Origin of the sequence: Enterococcus sp. RIT-PI-f (assembly GCF_001297065.1) — a bacterium.
Classification (GTDB): Bacteria; Bacillota; Bacilli; order Lactobacillales; family Enterococcaceae; genus Enterococcus_D.
Genome location: NZ_LHOX01000022.1, coordinates 99,026 through 124,263, shown reverse-complemented (window position 1 = coordinate 124,263; position 25,238 = coordinate 99,026). Strand labels below are relative to the sequence as shown.

Annotated in this window: 22 protein-coding genes; 18 read left to right on the top strand and 4 right to left on the bottom strand. The window is 43.6% G+C overall.

Annotated elements, in window-relative coordinates; translation table 11 throughout:
* The first annotated feature begins 163 nt into the window (after window positions 1–163).
* From AEQ18_RS14940 to AEQ18_RS14900, 9 genes are all read left to right on the top strand, one after another.
* Window positions 164–910: a glycerophosphodiester phosphodiesterase gene (locus tag AEQ18_RS14940; RefSeq protein WP_054117157.1), complete on the top strand. Its 747-nt coding sequence runs from the start codon at window positions 164–166 to the stop codon at window positions 908–910.
* Window positions 907–1,827, top strand: a complete 921-nt coding sequence (gene miaA, locus AEQ18_RS14935) for a tRNA (adenosine(37)-N6)-dimethylallyltransferase MiaA (RefSeq protein ID WP_054117156.1) — start codon at window positions 907–909, stop codon at window positions 1,825–1,827. Before AEQ18_RS14940 ends, miaA begins: the two co-directional genes overlap by 4 nt.
* Window positions 1,824–3,065 (top strand): GTPase HflX, encoded by a 1,242-nt coding sequence (gene hflX, locus AEQ18_RS14930; protein WP_054117155.1) that lies wholly within the window; start codon window positions 1,824–1,826, stop codon window positions 3,063–3,065. The genes miaA and hflX overlap by 4 nt, the downstream gene beginning before the upstream one ends.
* A 308-nt stretch (window positions 3,066–3,373) precedes the next feature.
* Window positions 3,374–3,754, top strand: a complete 381-nt coding sequence (locus AEQ18_RS14925) for a MerR family transcriptional regulator (protein WP_054117154.1) — start codon at window positions 3,374–3,376, stop codon at window positions 3,752–3,754.
* A gap of 50 nt (window positions 3,755–3,804) precedes the next feature.
* The gene (glnA, locus tag AEQ18_RS14920) at window positions 3,805–5,145 is read left to right on the top strand and encodes a type I glutamate--ammonia ligase (RefSeq protein WP_054117153.1); all 1,341 of its coding nucleotides are present in this window, start codon (window positions 3,805–3,807) and stop codon (window positions 5,143–5,145) included.
* Window positions 5,146–5,339: 194 nt separating this feature from the next.
* Entirely contained in the window at window positions 5,340–6,323 is a 984-nt protein-coding gene (locus AEQ18_RS14915; protein ID WP_200908931.1) for an ABC transporter ATP-binding protein, read from the top strand.
* A complete protein-coding gene (locus AEQ18_RS14910) occupies window positions 6,320–7,186 on the top strand; it encodes an ABC transporter permease (RefSeq protein WP_054117151.1) in 867 nt (288 codons plus the stop codon). Before AEQ18_RS14915 ends, AEQ18_RS14910 begins: the two co-directional genes overlap by 4 nt.
* A 12-nt stretch (window positions 7,187–7,198) precedes the next feature.
* Window positions 7,199–8,707 carry a GldG family protein gene (locus tag AEQ18_RS14905; protein ID WP_054117150.1) on the top strand — a complete coding sequence of 503 codons (1,509 nt, stop codon included), beginning with the start codon at window positions 7,199–7,201 and terminating at the stop codon, window positions 8,705–8,707.
* A 12-nt stretch (window positions 8,708–8,719) separates the two neighbouring features.
* On the top strand, window positions 8,720–9,718 hold the full coding sequence (locus AEQ18_RS14900) for a DUF4340 domain-containing protein (protein ID WP_054117149.1): 999 nt from the start codon (window positions 8,720–8,722) through the stop codon (window positions 9,716–9,718).
* Window positions 9,719–9,931: 213 nt separating this feature from the next.
* Here the strand turns inward: AEQ18_RS14900 and AEQ18_RS14895 are convergent, their stop codons facing one another.
* A complete protein-coding gene (locus tag AEQ18_RS14895; RefSeq protein WP_054117148.1) occupies window positions 9,932–10,309 on the bottom strand; it encodes a DUF1093 domain-containing protein in 378 nt (125 codons plus the stop codon).
* 233 nt (window positions 10,310–10,542) lie between these two features.
* On the opposite strand from AEQ18_RS14895, the gene AEQ18_RS14890 reads away from it, so the two are divergent.
* From AEQ18_RS14890 to AEQ18_RS14880, 3 genes are all read left to right on the top strand, one after another.
* On the top strand, window positions 10,543–11,166 hold the full coding sequence (locus tag AEQ18_RS14890) for a LysM peptidoglycan-binding domain-containing protein (RefSeq protein WP_054117147.1): 624 nt from the start codon (window positions 10,543–10,545) through the stop codon (window positions 11,164–11,166).
* Window positions 11,167–11,337: 171 nt separating this feature from the next.
* Window positions 11,338–12,039, top strand: coding sequence for a glucosamine-6-phosphate deaminase (nagB, locus tag AEQ18_RS14885; protein WP_054117146.1), 702 nt, complete (start codon window positions 11,338–11,340; stop codon window positions 12,037–12,039).
* Between the two features lie 101 nt (window positions 12,040–12,140).
* Window positions 12,141–12,851 carry an MgtC/SapB family protein gene (locus AEQ18_RS14880; RefSeq protein WP_054117145.1) on the top strand — a complete coding sequence of 237 codons (711 nt, stop codon included), beginning with the start codon at window positions 12,141–12,143 and terminating at the stop codon, window positions 12,849–12,851.
* Window positions 12,852–12,897: 46 nt separating this feature from the next.
* On the opposite strand, the gene AEQ18_RS14875 is transcribed toward AEQ18_RS14880, so the two are convergent.
* Window positions 12,898–13,701 (bottom strand): DUF92 domain-containing protein, encoded by an 804-nt coding sequence (locus tag AEQ18_RS14875; RefSeq protein ID WP_054117144.1) that lies wholly within the window; start codon window positions 13,699–13,701, stop codon window positions 12,898–12,900.
* Between the two features lie 134 nt (window positions 13,702–13,835).
* Here AEQ18_RS14875 and AEQ18_RS14870 point away from each other — a divergent pair, with 134 nt between their 5' ends.
* The 6 genes from AEQ18_RS14870 to AEQ18_RS14845 all read left to right on the top strand — a co-directional run bounded on the left by AEQ18_RS14870 (window position 13,836) and on the right by AEQ18_RS14845 (window position 21,875).
* Window positions 13,836–15,143: an NAD(P)/FAD-dependent oxidoreductase gene (locus AEQ18_RS14870; protein WP_054117143.1), complete on the top strand. Its 1,308-nt coding sequence runs from the start codon at window positions 13,836–13,838 to the stop codon at window positions 15,141–15,143.
* On the top strand, window positions 15,133–16,578 hold the full coding sequence (locus AEQ18_RS14865) for a helix-turn-helix domain-containing protein (RefSeq protein ID WP_054117142.1): 1,446 nt from the start codon (window positions 15,133–15,135) through the stop codon (window positions 16,576–16,578). The genes AEQ18_RS14870 and AEQ18_RS14865 overlap by 11 nt, the downstream gene beginning before the upstream one ends.
* Window positions 16,579–16,701: 123 nt before the next feature.
* Entirely contained in the window at window positions 16,702–18,222 is a 1,521-nt protein-coding gene (gene glpK / locus AEQ18_RS14860) for a glycerol kinase GlpK (protein ID WP_054117141.1), read from the top strand.
* Window positions 18,223–18,224: 2 nt separating this feature from the next.
* A complete protein-coding gene (gene glpO / locus AEQ18_RS14855; RefSeq protein WP_054117140.1) occupies window positions 18,225–20,045 on the top strand; it encodes a type 1 glycerol-3-phosphate oxidase in 1,821 nt (606 codons plus the stop codon).
* A gap of 1 nt (window position 20,046) precedes the next feature.
* The gene (locus AEQ18_RS14850; protein WP_054117139.1) at window positions 20,047–20,763 is read left to right on the top strand and encodes an MIP/aquaporin family protein; all 717 of its coding nucleotides are present in this window, start codon (window positions 20,047–20,049) and stop codon (window positions 20,761–20,763) included.
* An 80-nt stretch (window positions 20,764–20,843) separates the two neighbouring features.
* Window positions 20,844–21,875, top strand: a complete 1,032-nt coding sequence (locus AEQ18_RS14845; RefSeq protein WP_054117138.1) for an alpha/beta hydrolase — start codon at window positions 20,844–20,846, stop codon at window positions 21,873–21,875.
* A gap of 56 nt (window positions 21,876–21,931) precedes the next feature.
* Here AEQ18_RS14845 and nrdF read toward each other — a convergent pair whose 3' ends face one another.
* Window positions 21,932–22,897: a class 1b ribonucleoside-diphosphate reductase subunit beta gene (nrdF, locus tag AEQ18_RS14840; protein ID WP_054117137.1), complete on the bottom strand. Its 966-nt coding sequence runs from the start codon at window positions 22,895–22,897 to the stop codon at window positions 21,932–21,934.
* An 89-nt stretch (window positions 22,898–22,986) separates the two neighbouring features.
* Complete coding sequence (nrdE, locus tag AEQ18_RS14835; RefSeq protein WP_054117136.1) at window positions 22,987–25,146, bottom strand: class 1b ribonucleoside-diphosphate reductase subunit alpha; 2,160 nt, start codon at window positions 25,144–25,146, stop codon at window positions 22,987–22,989.
* Window positions 25,147–25,238: the final 92 nt, after the last annotated feature.

Below are 25,238 nucleotides of genomic sequence, written 5' to 3'. Positions count from 1 at the left end.
TTCATGAAGCGCGTCAGTTTTCTTTCAAAAAAAACGCTGGAAGACCCTAATGTCGGTAAAAATGGCATTAGGGTCTTTGATTGGGTACGAGATAGAACAAGCGGATATTTGGTTCTGGCGTGTGACGTGTTAGAATAGAAACAAAGAATGGAGTGAAACGTTTATGGTACAAATCGTGGCGCATCGAGGAAGCAGCGGCAATCGTCCGGAAAACACCTTGCCAGCTTTCGCCGAAGCTGTCCGTGTCAAAGCGGATATCATTGAATTAGATGTCCATCTGTCAAAAGATGAACAACTGATCGTCATGCATGATGAAACCGTGGATCGCACAACGAATGGCAAAGGCCGCATCTGTGATTTGACGGTGGCGCAACTGAAGGAATTGAATGCTGGCAGCTGGTTTTCTGATGAATTCAAAGCAGCCAAGATCCCCACCCTTAAAGAGGTCCTAGATCTTTTGGCAGCAAAAAACTATCGAGGGATCCTGACCGTTGAGTTGAAAACGGATCATTACACGTATCCAGGCATCGAAGAAAAAACGGCGGCATTATTGAACAGTCAGTCGTGGCCATTTACGCATTGGTACTGTTCATTCAACATAGATTCTTTGGATCGCATCCATGCCATCGATCCAGAAGCGAAACTGAATTTTATTATGGGCAAAGCTGCTGATAAACCCGCACTCGCGTTGCGCAGACCGTATATCGAAGGGCTGCATCCTGCGTATGGTTGGATCGAAGCCAATCCTGAAACAGCTGCAGCATTTCCCATCTCCCTGCGTCCATGGACAATCAATGAAGAGCCGTTGATGCGCATGTGTTTGCGCTTAGGCGTGACGGGGATCATTACTGACTTTCCAGAAAGAGCCCGAAGTGTCGTGCAAGCATTTCGCGAGGAACAAAGCAAATGAACAAAGTGCTAGTGATCGTTGGTCCTACTGCAGTTGGCAAAACAGCCCTCAGTCTTGCGTTAGCCAAGCAATATCAAGGAGAAATCATCAGTGGTGATTCCATGCAGATCTATCGCCATTTGGATATAGGGACCGCCAAAGCCACCACAGAAGAATTGGCACAAGCCCCGCATCATTTGATCGATATCCGTGACATGACCGAAAATTATTCTGTGGCGATGTTTCAAGAAATGGCCCGCAAGAAAATTGCTGAGATCAGCGACCGAGGCCACCTGCCAATCGTGGTAGGTGGGACTGGTTTGTATATTCAGGCGTTGCTGTATGATTATCAGCTGGGTGCTGCCGAAGAAGGCGACAGTCAAGTTCGTCTGCATTACCAAGCGTTAGCAGAGCAGCTAGGCAAGGAAGCGATGTGGCAGAAATTGCAAAAGATCGATCCGGCCGCCGCTGAAAAAATCCACTATAACAATGTACGTAAGGTCATTCGGGCGTTAGAAGTTTTTGAAACAACCGGCAGAAGTATCACTGCACCGCAAGAGACACCTAAAGCACTGTACGACTATTTTATGCTGGGTCTGACCACTGATCGCGACTTGTTATACCAACGGATCAATCAACGAGTGGATCAAATGATGGCATTAGGACTGCTCAAGGAAGCACAACAGGTGCTGCGCTACCCAGAGGCACAAGCTGCCAGAGGGATCGGCTATAAAGAATTTTTGCCTTATATCGAAGGCTATCAGTCGTTAACTGATGCCGTTGAACAAATCAAACAAAACTCTCGACGCTATGCCAAACGCCAGCTGACTTGGTTTTCGAATCGGATGACACCGCGGTGGGTCGATCTCGTTCAAGCGCCCGATAGGCAAAAACAAATCATGTTAGAAATCGATCAATGGTTGGAGGAGAAGAAATGAGTGAACGCGTGATTTTAGTCGGTGTAGAAACCGAAAAAAACTATCAACAATTTGAGTCCTCAATGAAAGAATTGAAGAATCTGACCAAAACGGCTAATGGGGAAGTCGTCTTTTCAATGGTCCAAAAGCGGCCGCAACCGGATCGTCAAACGGTTATCGGTAAAGGCAAAGTGACTGAATTACAACAATTGGCAGAAGCCCACGAAGCAGACCTGGTCATTTTTAACCATGAGCTGACCCCTCGTCAAAGCCAAATTTTAGGTGAAGTGCTAGAGATCCCGGTCATTGATCGTGTCCAGTTGATTTTAGATATTTTTGCGATGCGGGCGCGTTCCAGTGAAGGGAAAATGCAGGTCGAGTTGGCGCAATTGAATTATCTTTTGCCTCGATTGATCGGTCAAGGGAAGAATATGTCACGTTTAGGCGGAGGGATCGGGACCCGTGGACCTGGTGAAACCAAGTTGGAAACAGATCGACGGCACATCCGTAATCGAATCACCAATATCAAACGAGATTTGAAAGAAGTGGCGGCACATCGTGATCGTACGAGACAAAAGCGGAAAGACAGCCAGATTTTTCAAATCGGTTTGATTGGCTACACCAATGCGGGCAAATCAACGATCTTAAATATGCTGACCAGTGCGGCTACCTATGAGCAAGACCAGCTATTCGCCACGTTAGATCCATTGACCAAGCGCTGGCGGCTGCCAGAGGGCTTGGAAGTGACCATGACGGATACCGTTGGGTTTATCCAAGACTTGCCGACACAATTGATCGATGCGTTCCATTCGACGCTAGAAGAAAGCCGCAATATGGACATGTTGCTGCACGTCGTTGATGCCAGTTCGCCAGAACGGATCCAGCAAGAACAAACTGTGCTGCGTCTGATGGAGGAGCTGGATCTTACCAGTATGCCGATTTTGACTGTTTACAACAAAGCGGATCAAATCGATGAAGATCAATTTGTGCCAACCCTATTTCCCCATGTCTTGATTTCTGCCAAAAGCACCAAAGGCAAGGAACGCTTGAGTCAGGCAATCAAACGGGAATTGATGCAACTATTGCAACCCTATCATTTGATCTTGGCGGCAGATGAAGGCAAAGAATTGAATCGGCTCAAAAGAGAATCGCTGGTATTGACAAATACCTTTGACGAAGAAACACAAACCTACCATATCAAAGGTTTTGCGTTGGCGGATTCTTCACCGATCCGTCGAATGGAAGAAGAAGACGAATGATAGCAAATGAGACGAAGCTGTGCATGGCATGCACAGCTTTTTGCTGTTCTTCAACAAATTTCCCTCGAGAGGATGCCAATCGACCTCAGCTTTATCCGTTTAGGGGGGGAAGGTATCATGATAGGGTGGGGAAAATAGCAGGTTCATACGGATAAATCGTCGATGAAAAGGCTTTAATTGAATATTCAGAAAAAAACATTTATTTATATGTCACTTTTTCTAACATGAGGGGTTGACAGACGTTTTTAGAATTGGTATAGTTTCCATGAAGTAAAGCAACACCATTTGTACCTGAGAGGAGCCAAGCTATGCGGGAAAAAGAATTGCGGCGGTCGATGTCTGTCTTTCCAATCGGAACGGTCATGAAGTTGACTGATTTAACCGCACGTCAGATTCGCTATTATGAAGAACAAGAATTGATTCATCCAGAACGCAGCGATGGTAATCGCCGCATGTATTCATTGAATGACATTGATACCTTATTGGAAATCAAAGACTATCTTTCCGATGGATTGAACATGGCTGGGATCAAGCGTGTGTATGAAATGAAGGTTGCCAAAGAAAAAGAAGCAAAAAACAAGCCGCCACTAACGGATGAAGATGTTCGTCGTATTTTCTATGATGAATTGCTGGCACAAGGTGGTTTGCATCAGCAACAGCCCTACCAACAAAAAGGTCCACGTATGTAGATCAATGTTGATAAAATTAAATTCAAGAATGGGAAAAAGGAAGGGATACTATGCCAAAAATTGAAAGAACTGCTGAAGATATCAAACAAATCGTGAAAGACGAAAACGTGCGTTTCTTACGTTTGATGTTCACGGATATTTTAGGAAGCAACAAGAACGTAGAAGTACCAGTCAGCCAATTGGATAAAGTGCTAGAAAACAAAATGATGTTTGACGGCTCTTCCATTGAAGGCTTTGTACGGATCGAAGAAAGTGATATGTACTTATATCCTGATTTGTCTACCTGGATGGTTTTCCCTTGGGAAAGCGAACACGGAAAAGTAGCCCGTTTGATTTGTGATATTTATAATCCAGACGGTACACCATTCGCAGGAGATCCTCGTGGTAATTTGAAACGTGCTTTATCAGATATGCAATCTTTAGGATTCACTTCTTTCAACCTTGGACCAGAACCTGAGTTTTTCTTATTCAAATTAGATGACAACGGTGAAATCACCACTGAGCTAAATGATAAAGGTGGTTATTTCGATTTTGCCCCAACGGACTTAGGTGAAAACTGCCGTCGCGATATCGTCTTGGAATTAGAAAGTTTGGGCTTTGAAGTGGAAGCTTCTCACCATGAAGTAGCGCCAGGACAACATGAGATCGACTTTAAATATGCTGATGCTGTAGAAGCTTGCGACAACATCCAAACATTTAAATTGGTTGTCAAAACCATTGCCCGCAAACACGGCCTACACGCGACGTTTATGCCAAAACCATTGTTTGGGATCAACGGTTCAGGGATGCACTGCAACATGTCATTATTTAAAGACAGTGAAAATGTCTTCTTTGATGAAGAAGGGCCAATGCAATTAAGTGAAACAGCCTACCATTTCTTGGCAGGATTGATCGAACATGCCCGGGCATATACAGCTGTCTGCAACCCAACGGTCAATTCATACAAACGTTTGGTTCCAGGATATGAAGCACCGGTATACGTTGCATGGTCAGGACGTAATCGTTCACCATTGATTCGGGTTCCTGAGTCACGGGGATTGTCCACACGTCTGGAATTACGGTCAGTTGATCCATCGGCAAATCCATACCTAGCGATGGCTGTCTTGCTGCAAGCTGGTCTTGATGGGATCAAACGCGAATTGACACCACCACCAGCTGTTGACCGCAATATCTACATCATGAACGAAGAAGAACGTGCAGAAGCACAAATCGATGATCTGCCATCTACTATTCATAACGCCATCAAAGAATTGCGCAAAGATCCAGTGATGATCGATGCCTTAGGCAAACACATCTATGCCAACTTTGTTGAAGCAAAACGTTTAGAGTGGGCTTCATTCAGACAAACTGTCTCAGAATGGGAAAGAGAGCAATACCTAGAATTATACTAAGCACCACGCATTGATAGAAAACACCGTTAGAGATAACCAATCTAACGGTGTTTTTTGTTTGTGTCTGCATGCATCTGACCAGTGCGCTTTAACCTTCATTTAAGCTTCGCTTGTTACTGTAGATCACAACGTTTATCTCCATACCTGCCATTATTCTTGTATCGATAAACTGAGTATTTTTTGATAGAAACGGAGTGAGCAAATTGATCGAAGTCAAAGATCTGGTCAAGAGATACGGCAACCATGTCGCCTTAGATCACCTGAACTTTACCATTGAAAAAGGGAAAGTCTATGGGTTATTAGGGGCGAATGGTGCTGGGAAAAGTACGACGATGAATATCATTACAGGATATATCGGCGCTACGTCAGGCACTGTTTTAGTGGAAGGAAAAGATGTACTGCTCGAACCAGAAGAAACAAAGAAACGGATTGGCTATTTACCAGAGATCCCACCGCTATACACAGAAATGACTGTGGAAGAATACCTTTCTTTTGTGATGGAAATCAAACGGATCGCCAAAGAAATCCAGAAGAAACATATAGAGGAACTATTGGATCGCGTCAAGCTGCAAGAGGTGCGTCACCGTTTGATTCGAAATCTGTCAAAAGGCTATCGGCAACGGGTCGGTTTGGCGCAAGCATTGGTCGGGTGGCCAGCAATCGTTATTTTGGACGAACCAACTGTTGGTCTAGATCCGCAGCAAATCATTGAGATCCGTCAATTGATTCGTGCGTTGGCGCAAGAGCATACCGTGATATTGAGCTCACATATTTTAGCAGAAGTCCAGGAAGTGTGTGATCATATTTTGATCATCCAGAAAGGCAAATTGATTGCTAGTGAATCAACGACACAAATGATGGCACGGGTGGCGTCTGCCCAAACAGTAGAGTTGATCATTGAAGGGACTGAAGCAGAAACCGCGGCTGTCTTAGCAACAATGCCTGCAATCGACGGGTATCAATTGGCGCTTGAAGAAGATGGTTTTTGCCGCGTAACGATTGAAAGCGACTATACTGCCGACTTCCGCCGGGCTTTGTTCAAAGCATTTGCCCAAGCAGACTTAGCTATTTTGCAGATGAATGCTGTCAGCAATAGCCTGGAAGATGTCTTTTTAGAATTGATGAATCAGCCGCAAGATGCAGTCGAAACGGCACAAGTGAAGGAGGATGTGCAATGATCGCAATCTATAAACGAGAATACCGGGCCTATTTTCAAAATATGGTTGGTAGTTTTTTTCTAGCCTTTCTGATTGGCTTTGTTGGCGTGTATTTTGTCACATACAATTTAAATTATGGTTATAACTTTTTTGCCTATGCCTTGAGTTCAGGTTTATTGATGATGATCTTAGCCGTGCCGATCTTAACGATGCGGTCCTTTTCTGAAGAAAGAAAAAGTAAAACGGACCAACTATTGCTGACTTCGCCTTTGAAATTGCATGCGGTGGTCGTGGGGAAATATTTGGCAATGATCAGTATCTTGGCGATGGCTTGCTTGGTCTTTTGTTTGTGTCCTTTGATCATCAAACTGCAGGGAGATGCCCATCTGAAAATCGATTATACGGCTATTTTGGTCTTCTTTTTGATTGGGTGTGTGTATATCGCCGTGGGCATGTTTATTTCTGCACTGACAGAAAGTCAAATCATTGCAGCAATCGGTACGATGGCGGCATTATTATTGATCTATTTTTGGAGTCACTTGGTTTCCTTGCTGCCTTCAGGCGCTGGGGCAAATGTCTTGATGCTGCTGGTTTTGCTGGTGCTCGTTTGCTTGATCATCCAGGCCTACATGCAGACTTGGGCAGTCACCTTGACAATCGGTGGAGTAGGAACTGTGGCGCTAGTGATTGCTTATTTCGCGAAATCAGCCTCGTTTGAAAGTCTATTGTCAACCAAACTCGCAAATTTTGATATTCCTTCAATCTTAAGCAATATTTCTGATAGTTATGTCCTGACACTCTCTAGCTTAGTTCTGCTGATCTCATTGATTGTCATATTCAATTTTTTGACTTTGCAAGTGATGCAAAAACGACGCTGGAGCTAGGAGGACCGATAAATGAAAGATAAATTAAAAGCATACAAGCATAAATTCAACCTGCGTCAGACTTTTTCTTGGTCTAACCTGCGGCAATCGCTGCAAACGACCAATGCCAAACAAGGTGCATCCCGCAGCGGTGTCACAGTGTTGGTGTTGGCCATCGTGGTCGTTGTCAATTTGATCGTGGGTCAATTGCCTGAAACGTTGAACACGATTGATTTAAGTGAAGAACAAGTCACAGAAGTTTCCCAGACTTCAAAGGACTTGCTGCAAGACTTAGATGATACGATCGTTTTAAAAGTGTTGGCTGATCAAACAACCACAGATACAGCGATCAAATCATTTTTAGAAAAATATGCCGCCTCAAGCAAGAATGTGTCTATTGAATGGATCGATCCTGTCTTGCATCCTTCTGCATTGACGACGTATAGTGCAGAGGAAAATAGTGTGGTGATCGAAAATGAAACCACTGAAGACTTTGAAGTGGTTTCCTTCAGCAGTATCGTGTCAACAGGGTATGATAGTTCCTACAATACAGTCACGACGTTTGATGGCGATGGCCAATTGACGAGTGCTGTCAACCGTTTGACCAATCAAGACGAACACACAGTATATCTGTCAACAGGTCACGGTGAAGAAACCTTGGTCAGCAGTATCACCACTTTATTTGATAAAGCAAACTATACAACAGCAGAATTAAATACGGTCACCACTGCAGAGATGCCTGAAGATATGGATCTCTTGTTGATCTATGGACCAACGACTGATTTTACAGAAGATGAAATCACCAATCTTGAAAGCTATATTGCGGATGGCGGAAAAGTCATGGTCGTGTTAAGTGCTGAAGATGCGGATACACCAAATGTTACTGCATTTATGAAAGCTTATGGCTTAGCAGAAACGTCGGGGTATATTGCCGATGCAGAACGCTCATATCAAGGACAAAGCTACTATTTGATTCCGAATATCACTGGTACCGATGTGTACTTGGATAATCTATCGAGTCAAACCGTCTTATTGATCAATACCAAAGGCTTTACCCAAGTGGATCCAACCATAGACAACGCGACGGTCACACCACTTTTGCAAACCAGTGAAAATGGCTATAATGTGACGGATGATGATCAAATGCAGGGGACATATACTTTAGGTGCAGTCGTTACGCAAACGACAGCAGAAGAAGCAGCGACAAGTGACACTGAGACAAGTGACAGTGGTACGACCGATTCCAGCGAGGAAGAAACAGCGGCTAGTGAAGGGAAACTAACGATCCTCAGCTCGACGAATTTGGTAGCGGAAGATGTCACGAGTGCGTTTACGACCCTGGAAAACAATACGGTCTTTATGAATATGGTCACGGCCAACTTTGATGATGTTGAAAATATATCGATCGAAGCCAAAACGCTGTCCTCCAATATGAATACAGTCACCAATCCTGGCGGCTACAGTCTGTTGTTCATCCTGATCATTCCGTTGGCGGTATTAGTCGTAGGATTTGTGATTTGGTTCCGCCGGCGAAGAGCGTAAGGAGGCCATGAAATGAAAAAAACCTATGTATTTCTAGCAAGTCTATTCCTTCTCCTGATTGCGGCTTATTGGGGCTTAAAGGTGTATAATGACAAAACCACCGCTGCCGAAACAGCAGCGGAAGAATCAGCAGTCATTTATCTGACGAATGAAGATACCTTGTCTGCGTTAAGTTACGCGAATGGTACAGACACCATGTCATTTGACTTTGCCAATACGACTTGGTCCTATACAGAAGATGATGAACTGAAGATCAATCAGACCACCCTCCAATCTGTTGCTGCCTCCTTCGCACAACTAACCGCTTCTAGAGCGCTGACAGAGGGCATAGATGACTTGTCCGATTATGGATTGGATGATCCGTCTTATACATTATCGATCATCTCCAGTGAGGGAGAAACAACAGAGATCTTGATCGGCAACTCATTTTCAAGTGATACCTACTATTATGCCAAAACAGCCACGGAGGATACGATTTATGTGATCGATGCTTCAGTGGTGACGAATTTGGTCTTTGACGTAAGTGATTTGATTGAGATTCCATCGCTTCCAGGCTTGACGACGGACAATACCATTGAGCTGACACGATCCGTTGGCGAGGAAACAATCAGTTTAACCGCTGACACTGAGGCAAGCGAATCTGCGGAAGACACGACTGCTGATTCCAGCGAGGAAGCGGAAAGTACTGAATCAAGCACGGAGGATGAAACGACATCTCCATTTGAGGATGGCATCACGGCGATTGCGTCATCGATGATCTACAGTATTCAAACTGCACAACCAACTGCGGATGAGTTAGAAAGTGATGGATTGACCAGTGACAGCCGCAAGACCTATACGCTGACTTATACAGATGATGAGGATCAAGAAACAACATTTGTCTTTTATGCCGGGAACACGGATGAAGAGGACACCACTACGTATATTCAAGTACAAGACAACAAATCAATCTATTTGGTCAGTGTTTCTATGATCGAAGCGTTAGATGCCGCATTTGATGCAGCAAAATAAAACCAAAAAACAAGTCGGTTCCGATGGAGGAGCTGACTTGTTTTTTGATATGCACAAGGGCATATGGACACAAAAAAACCAGTCGGCGGTGACTGGCAAGAGGAAGAAAAATATATTTGGTATGGATCAAGTATAGCTGTGAGACGCTAAATCAAGCTTAAAAAAAGTAAAGTTTTTTTAAAGGAGATAGGCCGCTTACGTCTTGGATACTATCTATTCCAGTTCCGCTAAGATCGTCGCGGGGATCTCAGATTGTTTGATCTCATTTGGTCCAGATACGATACGGGTGTGACTGATTTCTGCTTTGATCAATGTATTGGGCGCAAATGGCGTGACGTTTTCTCCTGAAAGTTCATAGGTCATGATTTCTTTTTCACCATTTTGTTTAATGAATTCAAATGTATAATCATAAGAAGTCCAACCGTCGATTTTATTTCCCGACTGATCGACTGTTTGATGGGCAGTCGGTACTTTTTCAGGTGTGAGAGCATAAGCCGTGACAGCTTGGTAGGTATTTGCATAATACTTATAACCAAAGTATCCTCCTACTGCTAGAATCAACATACCGAGGGTTACTAAGATTTTTTTCATGTGGATCGTTCCTTTCTTGACTGTAGCCAATATACCACGCAGAGGCTAAAAAAATGCATCGAATTGGATAACAAAATTGTAAGTTCTTTTTTTTTGAATAAAATCGCTGTAATTTTCTGTTAAACAATTGTGATATTGTCCAATCGGATTGCAACATGCGTGCAACATTGTCATGTTATTCTGTTAATTGTGCCCGACATAGGGACAAATAATTCAAAGAGAGGTTTTTTCATTTGAAAAAATTCGCATTTACACTTGTTGCAGGATTCGGGTTATTCGCAGGGACATCAGTTGCCTTTGCAGACGAACAAACCCACGTTGTTGAACCAGGTGATACATTATCTAGCTTGGCAGCAACTTACCAAACGACGATTGACGATATTCTATCATTGAATGACTCGATCGAAGACCCTAACTTGATTTTTGATGGCGAAACATTGCTGATCTTCAGCGATGGACAACCTGTTGATCGTACAACGACTTCAAGTAGTACAACGGAGCCAACTGAAACGCAAAGCCAAACGGCTGAGGAGAATACAGCAGCTGCAACTAACAGTCAAACACAATCAAGCACACCAGGCGCCGGATCAGGTGTATTGAATCCGGTAGACGGGATCAATTACTATAATGGTGTGAGAGAGTCTTACTATTCTCAAAAAGTATTGCCTGGCGGCGGCTTATCGATCCCAGGACGTCACGTTGCATCAGATGGAACGATTCGCGATACAGATGGATATATCGTCGTAGCAAGTGACAATCAAGCCAAAGGATCAACCGGTCAATCTTCTTTAGGCGCTTATAAAGTGTACGATACGGGTGTTGGTCATAGTGGTATTGATGTTTATACCAACTGGTAAACACGAGTCATTCGCACCAACTAAAGACAAAACCAGCTTCGGCGGTTTTGTCTTTTTTTTTTGCCTTGTTTCTGTAGCTAAAGAAAACCCATCTGGTCTAGACAAATTCTTGTCAAAATAAACAAGGTATGGTATTATTGGACTATACCAAAAAGAACGGAGCGCTTGACTATGGAAATTATTCGCGTAAAAGATGCTGCACAAGGCGGAAAGAAAGCTTTTGAATTGATTCAAGAAGGTATGAACAATGGGGCCAAAGTACTAGGACTTGCAACAGGCAGCACGCCAGAAACCTTATATGCTGAAATGACAGCCAGTGACGTTGATTTTTCACAGATGACGTCTGTGAATTTAGATGAGTATGTTGGATTAGGCGGCAAAGATGATCAAAGTTATCGTCACTTTATGGATCTTCATTTGTTTGACAAAAAACCATTCTCAGAAACTTTCGTGCCAAATGGCAAAGCGAGTGATTTAGCCGCAGAATGTCAACGTTATGATGATGTGATCGCAGCGCATCCAGTCGATATCCAAATTTTGGGCATCGGCCAAAATGGACACATCGGTTTCAATGAACCTGGTGCGTCATTTGAAGGGACGACATCTGTTGTTGACTTGACTGAGTCAACGATCAATGCCAATAAACGTTATTTTGACAAAGTAGAAGACGTCCCTACAACAGCGATCTCGATGGGGATCGGATCAATCATGCGCAGCAAAAAAATCATTTTGATGGCATTTGGCGAAGTCAAAGCTGATGCAATCAAACAAATGATCGATGGACCAGTAACGACACATTTACCTGCTTCAGTCTTGCAAAATCACAACGATGTGATTGTGATCATTGATGAAGCAGCAGCCAGCAAATTATAAGAAAAAGAAAACCAGACGTTGAAGAGTCTGGTTTTTCTTTTGCCTAAAGGCGTGCTATAGTGAATACAAAGAATACTAAGAATATAAAGAGGTGAATTGAAATGGCGGATATCCATTTAACGATTCCTGAGATTGCCTTGCGTCTCATTTTGGCAATGTTTATGGGGGGGGCGATTGGGTTTGAGCGGCAATACAAGAGCCGGCCGGCCGGATTACGGACCCATATCTTAGTTTGTATGGGTGCCTGTGTGATCGCCTTGATCCAAGTTGAAATTGCGAGTGGTGCGATGCGGGATGCCTTGAATCATCCTAATTTAGCTGGGGTCATCCGGTCAGACGAAGCGCGGTTGATCGCGCAAGTGGTTAGTGGTGTCGGTTTCCTAGGCGCAGGTACGATCATTGTCACCAAACGATCGGTCACTGGATTGACCACTGCAGCGTCGTTATGGGCAATCGCAGGATTGGGTATTGCCATCGGTATGGGTTTTTATCCCATCGCTATCAGCAGTTTTGTGGGGATCTTTTTCGCTTTAGCCATTGTGAAGCGCATCGTCAAAGTACCTACAGCCAAAAAATTGGAGATCCAGTATTTCCACCGCGCAGAAACCAAAGAGTTTTTGACTGAATATTTTCAGGTGAAAAAGATCAATATCGAAGATGTTAATTTTGACGTCAAATTTATGGAAGATTATCGGGTCTATACGAATATCTACACCATCAATTTGCCCAAAGGATTGCGTTTTTCTGAGGTCATTGAAGAACTATCAGTCTACAAAAATATCACCAAAATCCGTCTGGTGGATATTGCATAAGAAAAAATACGCCACGGCTTATGACAAGCGCCGATGGCGTATTTTTTTAGCTGAACAGCAAGATGGCGAAGACCACAATCAGAAGGTTACTCAGTAAATTGACCCCTTCATTGGTTATAAATGTCCATCCGCTGACGGGCTTGGTTGCCTGATCATGGTGTTTTTTTTTCTCTGTAAATTGGCCGCATACAGGGCACTGATAGCGAACCTGGATCGTTGCCCCCAAAAGACTGTCGATCAAACTACCAAAAAAGCCCAGAGCAATCAATAGAAGCAGCTGTCTAGGTAGGAAGGATTTGCCGCTGAGCCATACACAGACAGCGTAAACAGCAGTGATCAGGACGCTGCCGGTGAATGAAGCGAAAGTACCCAGCAAGCTGACGCCACCGGAGAGACCAGGTGCCAATCGTTTCCCTGAAAGCAAATGACGCGGTGGCTTTCGACTCAAGACACCAATATCCGATCCCCATGTATCAGCGGTACAACTAGCGATTCCCGCAACGTAGGCCAGCAAAAAAGCATCTATTTGGAAAAACTGATATAAACACAAGGCTATCAAACTGGGCAGAATATTGGCCAGCACTTGGAACAGGTCGCGTTGACTGCCTTTATTTACATAAGAAACTTCCGTTGGCTGTATAGCTCGTTTGGCGATGCTGATGATGCCAGAACTCATAAAAAAGAAGCCAATCAAGAAAATACTGTACCAAGGACCGCAAACCATGATCAAGGTACCTGAAAGAATAGCGGCTACCGTTCCTGACGGCGTGAGCCAACGCAAAAATAAAGCAGTGAAAGCCACCAAACTGCTAAATAGTACACTTAAAGCCAGCTGATAAAAGAGCAACAATGGAATTCCCCCTTTTTTTATAGTGTAGCATAAGCAGCACATTTCGCGCACTTTGTGTAAAATAGTAGATTCGGTTGCTTTTTACTCGTCAAATGACAGCGTTTCAATTAAGCTTATAGTATGAGGTGATCAAGATGAATATCGTGATTATAGGTGGCTCTTTTGGTGGAATCAGCTGCGCACGAGAAGCGCGGCGCTTGTATCCAAAAGCGCACATTTTATTGATTGAAAAGAAAGACGAGATAGGCTTTATTCCTAGCGGTATGCTGCTGTATATCGAAGGACGGATGCCCTCTTTACAGGATGCCTACTTCTACACTGCAACGCAACTGCGGGCAGAAGGGATTGACGTGGCTCTGAAAGAATCGGTTGTTGACATTATACCGGAAAAACATATAGTACAAACGGATCAACGCAGTGTCAGCTACGATCGCTTGGTTTTAGCTGCGGGATCGAGCCAAGATTCACAGATTTTGCCGCAACCAGATGAATCCCATTTAACATACAAAGAATTTGCTGGTGCTGCGCAATTTATTGATCGCTTGGCTCACGCTGATTCTGTGAGCATCGTTGGCGCAGGCCAAGCGGGTATGGAGGCAGCCAATACAATGGTGTCGATTGGGAAATCAGTGTCGGTGATCGAATCGATGGATTACCCCTTGTTCAAATATTTTGATCAAACGTTTTTGGCGCCATTTCTGGAAACTTTGGCAACAATACCTAAGTTGGACTTTTATTGGTCTGAGCCAACATTAGCCATCAGACAAACAGATACTGGTTTTCAAGTCGAAACGGCGAAACAGGTCATCGACAGTGATTTAGTCCTGACAACGGTCAATGTCCATCCTAGTACGCAACCAGCCTTTACAGCCTTTCGTCGCCACAGCGATCAAACGATCTGGACAGACGACTATTTGGAAACCTCCCATCAAGATGTATTTGCAGTGGGTGACTTGATCCAAATCCCGCATGGTGTCACCCAAGATAGAACCTATATGCCATTGGTGAACAATGCCATCCGATCAGGTGTAGCAGCTGCCCGCAATCTAAGAGAAAAAAAGACCCCCTTTAGAGGTGGCTTGCGGACAGTAGGCACACAACTTTTTGACTGGTACTTAGCGAGTACCGGATTGACAGAATCAGATCGATTCTTCTATGAAGACGATATAGCCTGTCATCATGTTGAATCACAAGTGTCTCTCTTTGAATCAACCGTTATTTACGGGAAATTTATTATTGATGCCAAGAGTCAACGATTATTGGGGGCGCAATTGTTATCAAAAGCCAACATCCTAGAGAAAATCAATCTACTCGCATTTGCGATCGAAAAGGAGGCAACCCTTGCTGAGTTGGCGCAGAAAGACTTTTTCTACCAGCCTAAATTTTCGTCTGTCACTGATGAAACATTCAGTTGGTCAAAGGGGGACGCCAATGAAACTTGATCAATTATTGGAAAAAAAAGAAGCCAAACAATTACAATTGCTAAAAAAACTGTTGTTGGTTGGCGGCAAATTGTCCCTCTCGGAAATGGCCTTGTACCTCAACATCAGTAAACCGTCATTAGAAAAGTACGCTGAAGAACTCATGGAAGTGCTGCAAAAGTATCAAGGTCAATGTCAATTATCCTACGAAGACAACTACTTAGTCTATGAAATGGTCCCTTCTTTTTCCTTGAGTCAAATCGAGGGAGATTTTTATCAAGAGGCGATCAAGGTTCAAATTTTGGTCCACTTGTTAGAACATCAAGAGACTGCAATGATTCCTTTGGCACAAAAGTTAGCAGTCAGTGAATCTTCGCTATTTAGAAAAATCAAAGAGCTGAATGGACTGTTGAAAGAATTTGGGCTAGAAATTTGGCAAGGCAAGATCACAGGAGAGGAGCCGCAGATTCGCTATTTCTATTTTGAATTGTTTTGGCATGTCTCTGCTTTACGCAATCAGCCAATGGCGATCGACGAAAAATTTATCGGGCTGATTGCCAGAGGACTGCAGTTTACTTTTTCTGAAGAAGCCCAACAGCGCTTGTCCTTATGGCTGTATATTATGAAAGCACGTTTAAAAACAGGCGGTCAATCATATCAGGAATTGCGGCATAAAATGGCCCCCTATTTGAAGGATTCGTTGTATCAGCAATTGCGGGAATTGGTTTTCCGGAGCTTTGGTCACTTTGCTTTTGAAGTACGTGAAGAGGAGGCGATGCTTCACTTCGTGTTCCTGCTGTCTTTCTCCATTTTCTCGGAGCAGGACTTTCGGACATACATGCTGCAGCGCTCGCGTTTTACGCCGACAGCGTTGACCGATACCTTGATTTTGGAACACATTTTACATCTATATCGGCCCAAACCTGTGCCGCGGGAAATCGAGGCAGCTTGTTACTTTCATTTGTCTCAGATCCACAGTCGCATCTATTTTTTTCAAGGTGATATTGAAGTATTTGATCGACATAATATTTGGCAGCTCGAAGCCAAACTATCAAGCCGCAACATCCAGCAAGTCAGCGATAAACTGCTGCATGCGGCGACGACGGATATGCAGATCAAAGAAAACCCGCAGAATAGCTTGCTTGCAATGACAAAGGTCAAGTACCTCAGTGTCATTGCCATCATCGATTATCAAATCAATCGCGCGTTTCGCGTAGGGATTGCCTTGAAGATGGATGAGTTGTTTAAAGAAGCAGTTTATTATATGTGGCTGCTGTATTTAAAAAATGTAAACGGAGTAGTGGTAGAAACCTATGCGGCCGACAAAACCTATGATTTGATTCTGACGAATCATCCTTTACAAACAGACACACCTACGTATCGTATCAGTGAGCTGGGAACGAATTACGACATCGAGCAAATCAAAAAAATCGTTCGAGAACGTTTTGATTCCTAGATTTCGTCACTTTCTTCAAAAATTCAAAAAAAGTTGACGAGTTGCATACTTGAATTTCCGTTATAGTAAAGACATGAAAGAAAACGTTATCAATAACGTATTAAATTAAAGGGAGCGAATAAAATGGTAGAAAAAAATTATGTTATGGCGATCGATCAAGGGACGACAAGTTCAAGAGCAATTATTTTTGACCGCAATGGGAAAAATGTCGGCAGTTCTCAAAAAGAATTTCCACAGTACTTTCCTAAATCGGGTTGGGTAGAACATAACGCCAATGAGATTTGGAACTCCGTTCAATCTGTTATTGCAGGTGCCTTTATTGAATCAGGGATTCGTCCTGAAGCAATCGCAAGTATTGGGATCACCAATCAACGTGAAACAACTGTTGTCTGGGACAAAAACACTGGCCAGCCCATCGCCAATGCGATTGTTTGGCAGTCACGCCAATCTTCGCCTATCGCGGATCAATTAAAAGAAGATGGCCATAAAGATATGATCCATGAAAAAACCGGTTTAGTGATCGATGCCTATTTCTCTGCAACAAAAATCCGCTGGTTATTAGACAATGTGGAAGGTGCACAAGAAAAAGCGGACAAGGGTGACTTGCTGTTTGGCACGATCGATTCTTGGCTCGTCTGGAAATTAACCGATGGACAAGTCCATGTGACAGATTATTCCAATGCCAGCCGAACAATGCTTTACAACATTCATAAACTAGAGTGGGATCAAGAAATTTTAGATATTTTAAATATTCCAAGTTCAATGCTGCCAGAAGTCAAAAGCAATTCAGAAGTTTACGGTCACACCCGCAGCTATCATTTTTATGGCAGTGAAGTGCCTATTGCTGGTATGGCAGGGGACCAACAAGCTGCTTTGTTCGGGCAAATGGCGTTTGAAAAAGGGATGATCAAAAACACGTATGGTACCGGCGCCTTTATTGTCATGAATACTGGCGAAGAACCGCAACTGTCAGACAATGATCTTTTGACGACGATTGGCTATGGGATCAATGGCAAAGTCTATTATGCATTAGAAGGAAGTATCTTTGTTGCTGGCTCTGCCATCCAATGGTTGCGAGATGGCTTGAAAATGATCGAAACTTCACCGCAATCTGAAGAATTGGCTGCCAATGCCAAAGGCGACAATGAAGTGTATGTCGTGCCAGCCTTTACAGGATTAGGCGCACCATACTGGGATTCAGATGCACGAGGCGCTGTCTTTGGACTGACCCGAGGCACAACCAAAGAAGATTTTGTACGGGCAACATTGCAGGCAGTCGCGTATCAATCAAAAGATGTTATCGATACGATGAAAAAAGACTCTGGCATCGATATTCCACTGTTAAAAGTCGATGGCGGTGCAGCGAAGAATGACTTATTGATGCAATTCCAAGCGGACATTTTAGATATTGATGTCCAACGGGCAGCGAATCTTGAAACCACAGCGCTAGGTGCGGCATATCTAGCTGGGTTAGCTGTTGGTTTTTGGAAAGATTTAGATGATTTGAAAGCGATGGCCGAAGAAGGACAAACCTTCACACCGGAAATGGACAACGACGAGCGAGAAAATCTATATGAAGGATGGAAACAAGCGGTCGCTGCAACTCAAGTCTTTAAATTTAAAGCGAAGAAAGAAGGCGAATAGCCATGACTTTTTCATACAAAGAGCGTCAACAAGCCATCGAAAAAGCCAAAGAGACCACCTATGATGTGCTGGTGATCGGCGGCGGGATCACAGGTGCTGGGGTAGCGGTGCAAACCGCTGCTGCTGGCATGCAGACTATTTTATTGGACATGCAGGATTTTGCTGAAGGGACATCTTCTCGTTCAACAAAATTGGTACATGGTGGCATTCGCTACTTAAAAACATTTGACGTTGAAGTGGTCGCTGACACAGTTAGAGAACGCGCCATCGTCCAACAGATTGCCCCGCATATCCCCAAACCAGATCCGATGCTGCTGCCAATCTATGATGAACCTGGTGCAACCTTCTCGATGTTTTCTGTGAAAGTTGCGATGGATCTGTATGATCGGTTAGCGAATGTCACAGGATCAAAATATGAAAACTACACTTTATCAAAAGAAGAAGTTTTAGAAAGAGAACCACAACTGGAAGCTGAAAATTTGGTAGGCGGCGGTGTCTATCTTGATTTTCGCAATAACGATGCACGTCTGGTGATCGAAAATATCAAGCGGGCACAGGCTGATGGCGGAGCAATGATCAGTAAAGCGAAGGTCATCGGGATTCTCCATGATGAGAACGGCACGATCAATGGTGTCAATGCAGAGGACCAGCTCACCAAAGAAGTTTTTGAAGTCCATGCCAAAGTTGTCATCAACACAACAGGCCCATGGTCTGATATCGTCCGAAAATTAGACAGCAATGATGATTTGCCCCCACAAATGCGCCCGACAAAAGGGGTCCATTTGGTCGTCGATCGCGAAAAACTTAAAGTGCCGCAACCGACTTATTTCGATACCGGCAAGAATGATGGCCGGATGGTTTTTGTGGTTCCGAGAGAGAACAAGACCTACTTTGGGACAACAGATACGGATTATACAGGCGATTTTGCCCATCCAACAGTGACACAAGAAGATGTTGATTATCTGTTAGGGATTGTCAACGAACGGTTCCCAGAAGCTGCTGTGACGATCGATGATATTGAAGCCAGTTGGGCAGGCTTACGGCCTTTGATCACCGCCAATGGTGGTTCTGACTATAACGGCGGATCAAAAAGCGAGTTGACAGATGAAAGCTTTGATCAAATCGTTGAAAGTGTCAAACTATACTTAGCGGACGACCGGCAAAAACCACAAGTTGAAAAAGCGGTCAAGGATGCAGAAAAACGGATCGAAGCCAATAAAGTAGATCCGTCACAGGTGTCTCGCGGCAGTAGTTTAGAGCGGTCACAAGATGGGTTATTGACCTTGGCTGGTGGGAAAATCACGGATTATCGCTTGATGGCAGAAGGTGCAGTCAAACGCATCCATACTTTGTTGAAAGAACAAGGGGGAACGTTTGATTTGGTCGATTCAACCAAGTATCCGGTTTCCGGTGGTGAGATCGATGCGTCAAATGTGGAAGAAGCGTTGGCTCGTTTAGCGTCAGAAGCAGAAGCTGCTGGATTTGATGAGGCAGCTGCTACCTATTTAGCAAATCTTTATGGGTCTAACTTGCCGAAAGTGTTGACCTACAAAACAACGTTTGAAGGACTAGATGAAAAAGAAAGCACCGCATTGAATTATGCATTGCATGAAGAACTGGTATTGACCCCAGTAGATTATCTGCTGCGTCGGACAAACCATATCTTATTTATGAGAGATACGCTGGATGAAGTGAAAGCGGGTGTCGTTGCAGCGATGACTGATTACTTTGGTTGGGATGAAGCGCAGAAAACAGCATATGTGGAAGAAATGGATCAAGTCATTGCCGAGTCTGATTTGACTGCCTTAAAAGGAGGAAAATAAAATGAGCGATGCAACACAGATATTTAGTGAGTTTTTAGGTACAGCGATCTTGGTTTTGTTGGGTGATGGGGTGTGTGCGGCAGTTAACTTGAAAAAAAGCAAGGCTGAGGCATCTGGTTGGATCGTGATTGCCATGGGCTGGGCTACGGCCGTGACGATTGCTGTCTATGCATCAGGATTTATGGGACCTGCCCATTTGAATCCGGCTGTAACTTTAGGGATGGCGATGACAGGAAACTTTGAATGGGCATTAGCTGTACCATTTATGTTGGCGCAAGTCGCTGGTGCTATTGTTGGTGCTGTACTTGTATGGTTGAACTACTTGCCATTATGGGATGAGACTGACGATCAAGGTGCGATCTTAGGAACTTTTGCGACTGGTCCAGCGGTAAGAAATCTCGTGTCTAATACAATGACAGAAGTGATTGGCACATTTGTTTTGGTCTTTGGCTTATTGGCTTTCGGTGCCAATACCTTTACAGACGGATTGAATCCTATCGTAGTTGGGATCTTGATTCTCGCAATTGGTCTTTCTCTAGGTGGACCAACAGGGTATGCGATCAATCCAGCCCGTGACTTAGGTCCACGAATTGCCCATCAGATTTTACCAATCAAAAACAAAGGAACTTCTGATTGGGGATACGCACTTGTACCAATCGTTGGCCCATTCATTGGCGCTGCGTTGGCTGCTGGATTATTCATGATGTTGCCTTTATAAACCATTGGAAAGGATGCCTAAGGGTATCCTTTTTTTCATTTGAAAAGCATAGCACGACATGGTTTAATGAAAGAACAATGATGAGAGGGCGTGCAGGAGTGAAGAGAGGCTATCGTGTATTATGTTGGATCTTAGTGGGGATTGTTTTATGCGTAAGTGGTGTTTTTTTGGCATTCCAATTGTCCCCTCGGCCTGGCGCCTTCTTGATTGGACGCATGTTCAATCAAGAAGTGACGATCAAAGACCCTGCTGCCTATCAAGCGAGCCTGAACCATATTTCTGTAAAAAAGGATCTCGATTACCAGTCAGAATATAAACAAAATACCTTCGATTTGTTTTACCCGCAGAATATAGATACACCAGTCCCTGTATTGTTTTGGATGCATGGTGGCGGCTATGTGGGCGGCGATAAGGAAGGTGTAGAAGAATTTGCGGCCTATATTGCGGACAAAGCACAAGTCGCCGTTGTGTCTCTCAACTATGAAACTGCGCCGGACTTGCAGTATCCCGGTCAGGTTTTGCAAATGCAGCAAGCTGTCCAGGATTTAACGACATCAGCGGACGCATATCCTATGATTGATTTTGGTCAGTTGTTTTTTGGCGGCGATTCAGCTGGCGGGCAAATTGCCGGACAATATGTTGCACTTCAAACCAATAAAGGCTATGCCAATGACATGCACATCGAGCAAGATGTGGATGCCCAGGCAATCAAGGGCTTTATTTCTTATTGCGCACCGTTAGATCTAAAGCAAACTGCCGCTGTATCATCAGATGATGCTTTTATGAAATTTTTTGTGCATACAGTTGCTTGGTCGCTGCTGGGCCGCAAAGAATGGCAAACGAGTGCTGAATTGCAGCAAATATCCTTAGTAGACAAACTGACAGTCACATTTCCTCCGAGTTACATCACCGATGGCAATGCCTATTCCTTTGAAGAACAAGGGCTTGCTTTTTCTAAACAATTGATTGAGTTGGCAGTTCCTGTGACTTCTCGCTTTTATCAAGATGATCCAAAGACAGTGACCCACGAATATCAATTTGATTTTCAGACAGAAGAGGCGCGCGCTTGTTTGACAGAAACGATTGCATTCATACGTGACCAACGCAAATAAAAAACAGCCAATGATCAACTGAATACGTTGATCATTGGCTGTTTAATTTTTATCGTCTAATCTAAGCCAATCAAGTAGTCATCATCTTTCATGGCTTCTACTGAGCCGAGCAAATAGCCGTTACCGACTTGCGAGAAGAAGTCATGGTTGCTTGTACCAGTAGAAATACCGTTCATGACGATTGGATTGACATCATTGGCTGTGTCTGGGAACAATGGATCTTGCCCTAAGTTCATCAGCGCTTTATTGGCGTTATAGCGTAAGAAGGTTTTTACTTCTTCAGTCCAGCCAATCTCGTCATATAATTCCTCGGTATAGCGTTCTTCGTTTTCATACAGCTCATACAACAAGTCATACATCCAGTCTTTGAGGGCTTGTTGTTCGTCTGCAGGCAATTCATTGAAGCCTAATTGGAATTTATACCCAATGTAGGTGCCGTGGACAGATTCGTCGCGAATGATCAGTTTAATGATCTCAGCAACATTGGCTAATTTGTTATTGCCCAAGTAATACAAGGGCGTATAAAAACCGGAATAAAACAAGAAAGTTTCTAAGAAAACACTGGCAATTTTTTTCTCTAAAGGCGTACCGTTTTTGTATATCTCATTGATGCGTTCTGCTTTCTTTTGCAAAAATGGATTGGTATTGGTCCATTCAAAGATATCCGCAATTTCAGCTTTGGTATTTAATGTGCTGAAGATCGATGAATAGCTTTTGGCATGGACAGATTCCATGAATTGGATGTTGTTCAAGACTGCTTCTTCATGGGGGGTACGCACATCTTTGCGCAGTTGATCCATTCCACTTTCAGACTGGACGGTGTCCAATAAAGTCAATCCGCCAAATACGTAACCGACAGTAGTTTTTTCTAAAGCAGAAAGGGTTCGCCAGTCATCTAAATCATTAGACAAAGGGATACGGGTATCTAACCAAAATTGTTCGGTCAATTTTTCCCAAGTTGATTTGTCGATAATATCTTCGATCTCATTCCAGTTGATTGCTTCATAATAGGTTTTACCCATACTCATTTCCTCCAATACTGATTGTACGCATGAAGCCAGCTGCTCTGATCATGAACGGCTGGCTGCTGCATGTGATGCGTGAGAGACGATCAAATCACGCAGCTTTCACATTGATTGCTGCCGATTTCTTCTGCATCGTCGGTAAAGGTCCGTACGTAATAAATCGATTTGATGCCTTTATGGAACGCATAGTGACGCAGAATATTCAAATCACGGGTTGTTTGTTTGGTGGTTTCTTTCCATTCATACAGCCCTTCTGGGATATCAGAGCGCATGAATAAAGTCATACTCATTCCTTGATCTACATGTTTTTGGGCAGTAGCGTAGACATCGATCACTTTACGCATATCCATATCATAGGCGGACTGGTAGTACCCAATCGTATCATTGCTTAAATAAGGCGCAGGATAATAGATTTTCCCGATTTTCTTTTCTTGGCGCTCTTCGATCATTCGGGTAATAGGATGAATACTTGCACTCGTATCGTTGATATAAGAAATCGATCCGTTCGGCGCTACTGCTAAACGGTTTTGGTGGTACAAACCAGTTTCTTTGACAGCTTGCGCGAGCGCTGCCCAGTCTTCGCCAGTTGGCAAGAAAATCCCATCAAACAATGCTTTGACTTTGTCAGAGGTAGGTTGATATGAACCTTCGATGTAGCGTGTAAAATAGCTGCCATCTGCATAGGCTGATTTTTCGAAGTTGTGGAAGACTTCGCCTTTTTCTTTAGCGATCGCATTGCTTTCAACCAATGTCCAATAGTTCAAGAGCATAAAGTAAAGATCCGTGAATTCAATCGATTCTGGAGAACCATAATGCATTTGATTTTTGGCGAAATAGGTATGCAAGCCCATGGCACCTAAACCAATGGTATGGTTCAAGGCATTGCCATTTTGGATCGAAGGCACAACATCGATATCTGAAGCATCTGTGACGAATGTAAGGGCCCGGGTCATCGCTTTCACAGAGCGCCCAAAATCAGGGCTGTCCATCAAATTAACAATATTGGTTGAACCGAGGTTACAACTAATGTCCGTACCAAGGACGTCATATTCCTGTTTGCCATTGATGTCAGAAGGTGCTTGTACTTGCAAGATCTCAGAACATAGGTTGCTCATGATGATTTTGCCATCAATTGGATTTGCACGATTGGCTGTATCGATATTGATGATATAAGGATAACCTGATTCTTGTTGTAGTTTAGAAATTTCGTTTTCTAAATCTCGCGCACGGATTTTTGTTTTGCGGATCCGTGGGTTCGCGATCAGATTGTCGTATTCTTTGGTGATATCCACATAGGAGAAGGGTACACCATATTCTTTTTCTACACTATATGGACTGAATAAATACATATCTTCATTTTTGCGGGTCAATTCGTAAAACTTATCAGGGACGATCACACCTAGTGACAACGTTTTGACACGGATTTTTTCGTCAGCATTTTCTTTTTTTGCAGATAAGAAGCTGATGATATCTGGGTGGAAGACATTTAAGTACACCACACCGGCACCTTGACGTTGTCCCAATTGATTCGAATAGCTGAAGCTATCTTCAAATAATTTCATCACAGGCATCACGCCGCTTGCTGCACCCTCGTATCCTTTGATTGGTGCGCCAGCTTCACGTAAGTTAGAAAGGGTGATACCGACACCGCCGCCGATCCGCGATAATTGCAGTGCAGAGTTGATCCCGCGCCCAATCGCATTCATGTCATCGGTGATCTGGATCAAGAAACAAGACACCAATTCGCCCCGGCGTTTACGGCCAGCGTTCAAGAAAGAAGGTGTTGCTGGCTGGTATCGTTGATAAATCATTTCATCAGCTAAACTTAAGGCCAATTCTTCATTGCCATCCGCAAAGTACAGTGCATTGAAAGCAACCCGGTCTTCATAACGTTCTAAATAAGCAGTCCCATCATTGGTCTTTAAGGCATATTGCGAATAAAATTTGTAGGCAGCCATAAATGATTTGAAGGTGAAGTGTTGGTCGTCTAAGAATTGATATAATTTTTCAATAAAAGCTGGGTCATATTTTCGGATAAATGCTTCTTCTAAGTAGTCATGTTCAATAAGATAATTGATTTTATCCATTGCAGTCGCAAAAGTCAGTGTATTGGGTTCAACATTTTCTTTAAAAAATGCCGCCAAAGCATCTTTGTCTTTGTTCAATGGAATTTGACCGTCGACTGGACGATTGATTTCATTATTTAATTTGAAATAGCTGACATCTTTGATTTCTTTCAAGCTCATATCGGGCTAACCTCTTTTCTTATTTTGTACGTATAAAAAAGGATTTGCGGTCTTGCGACTGACAAATCCCTCAAAAAGCAGCGAATTGAAAA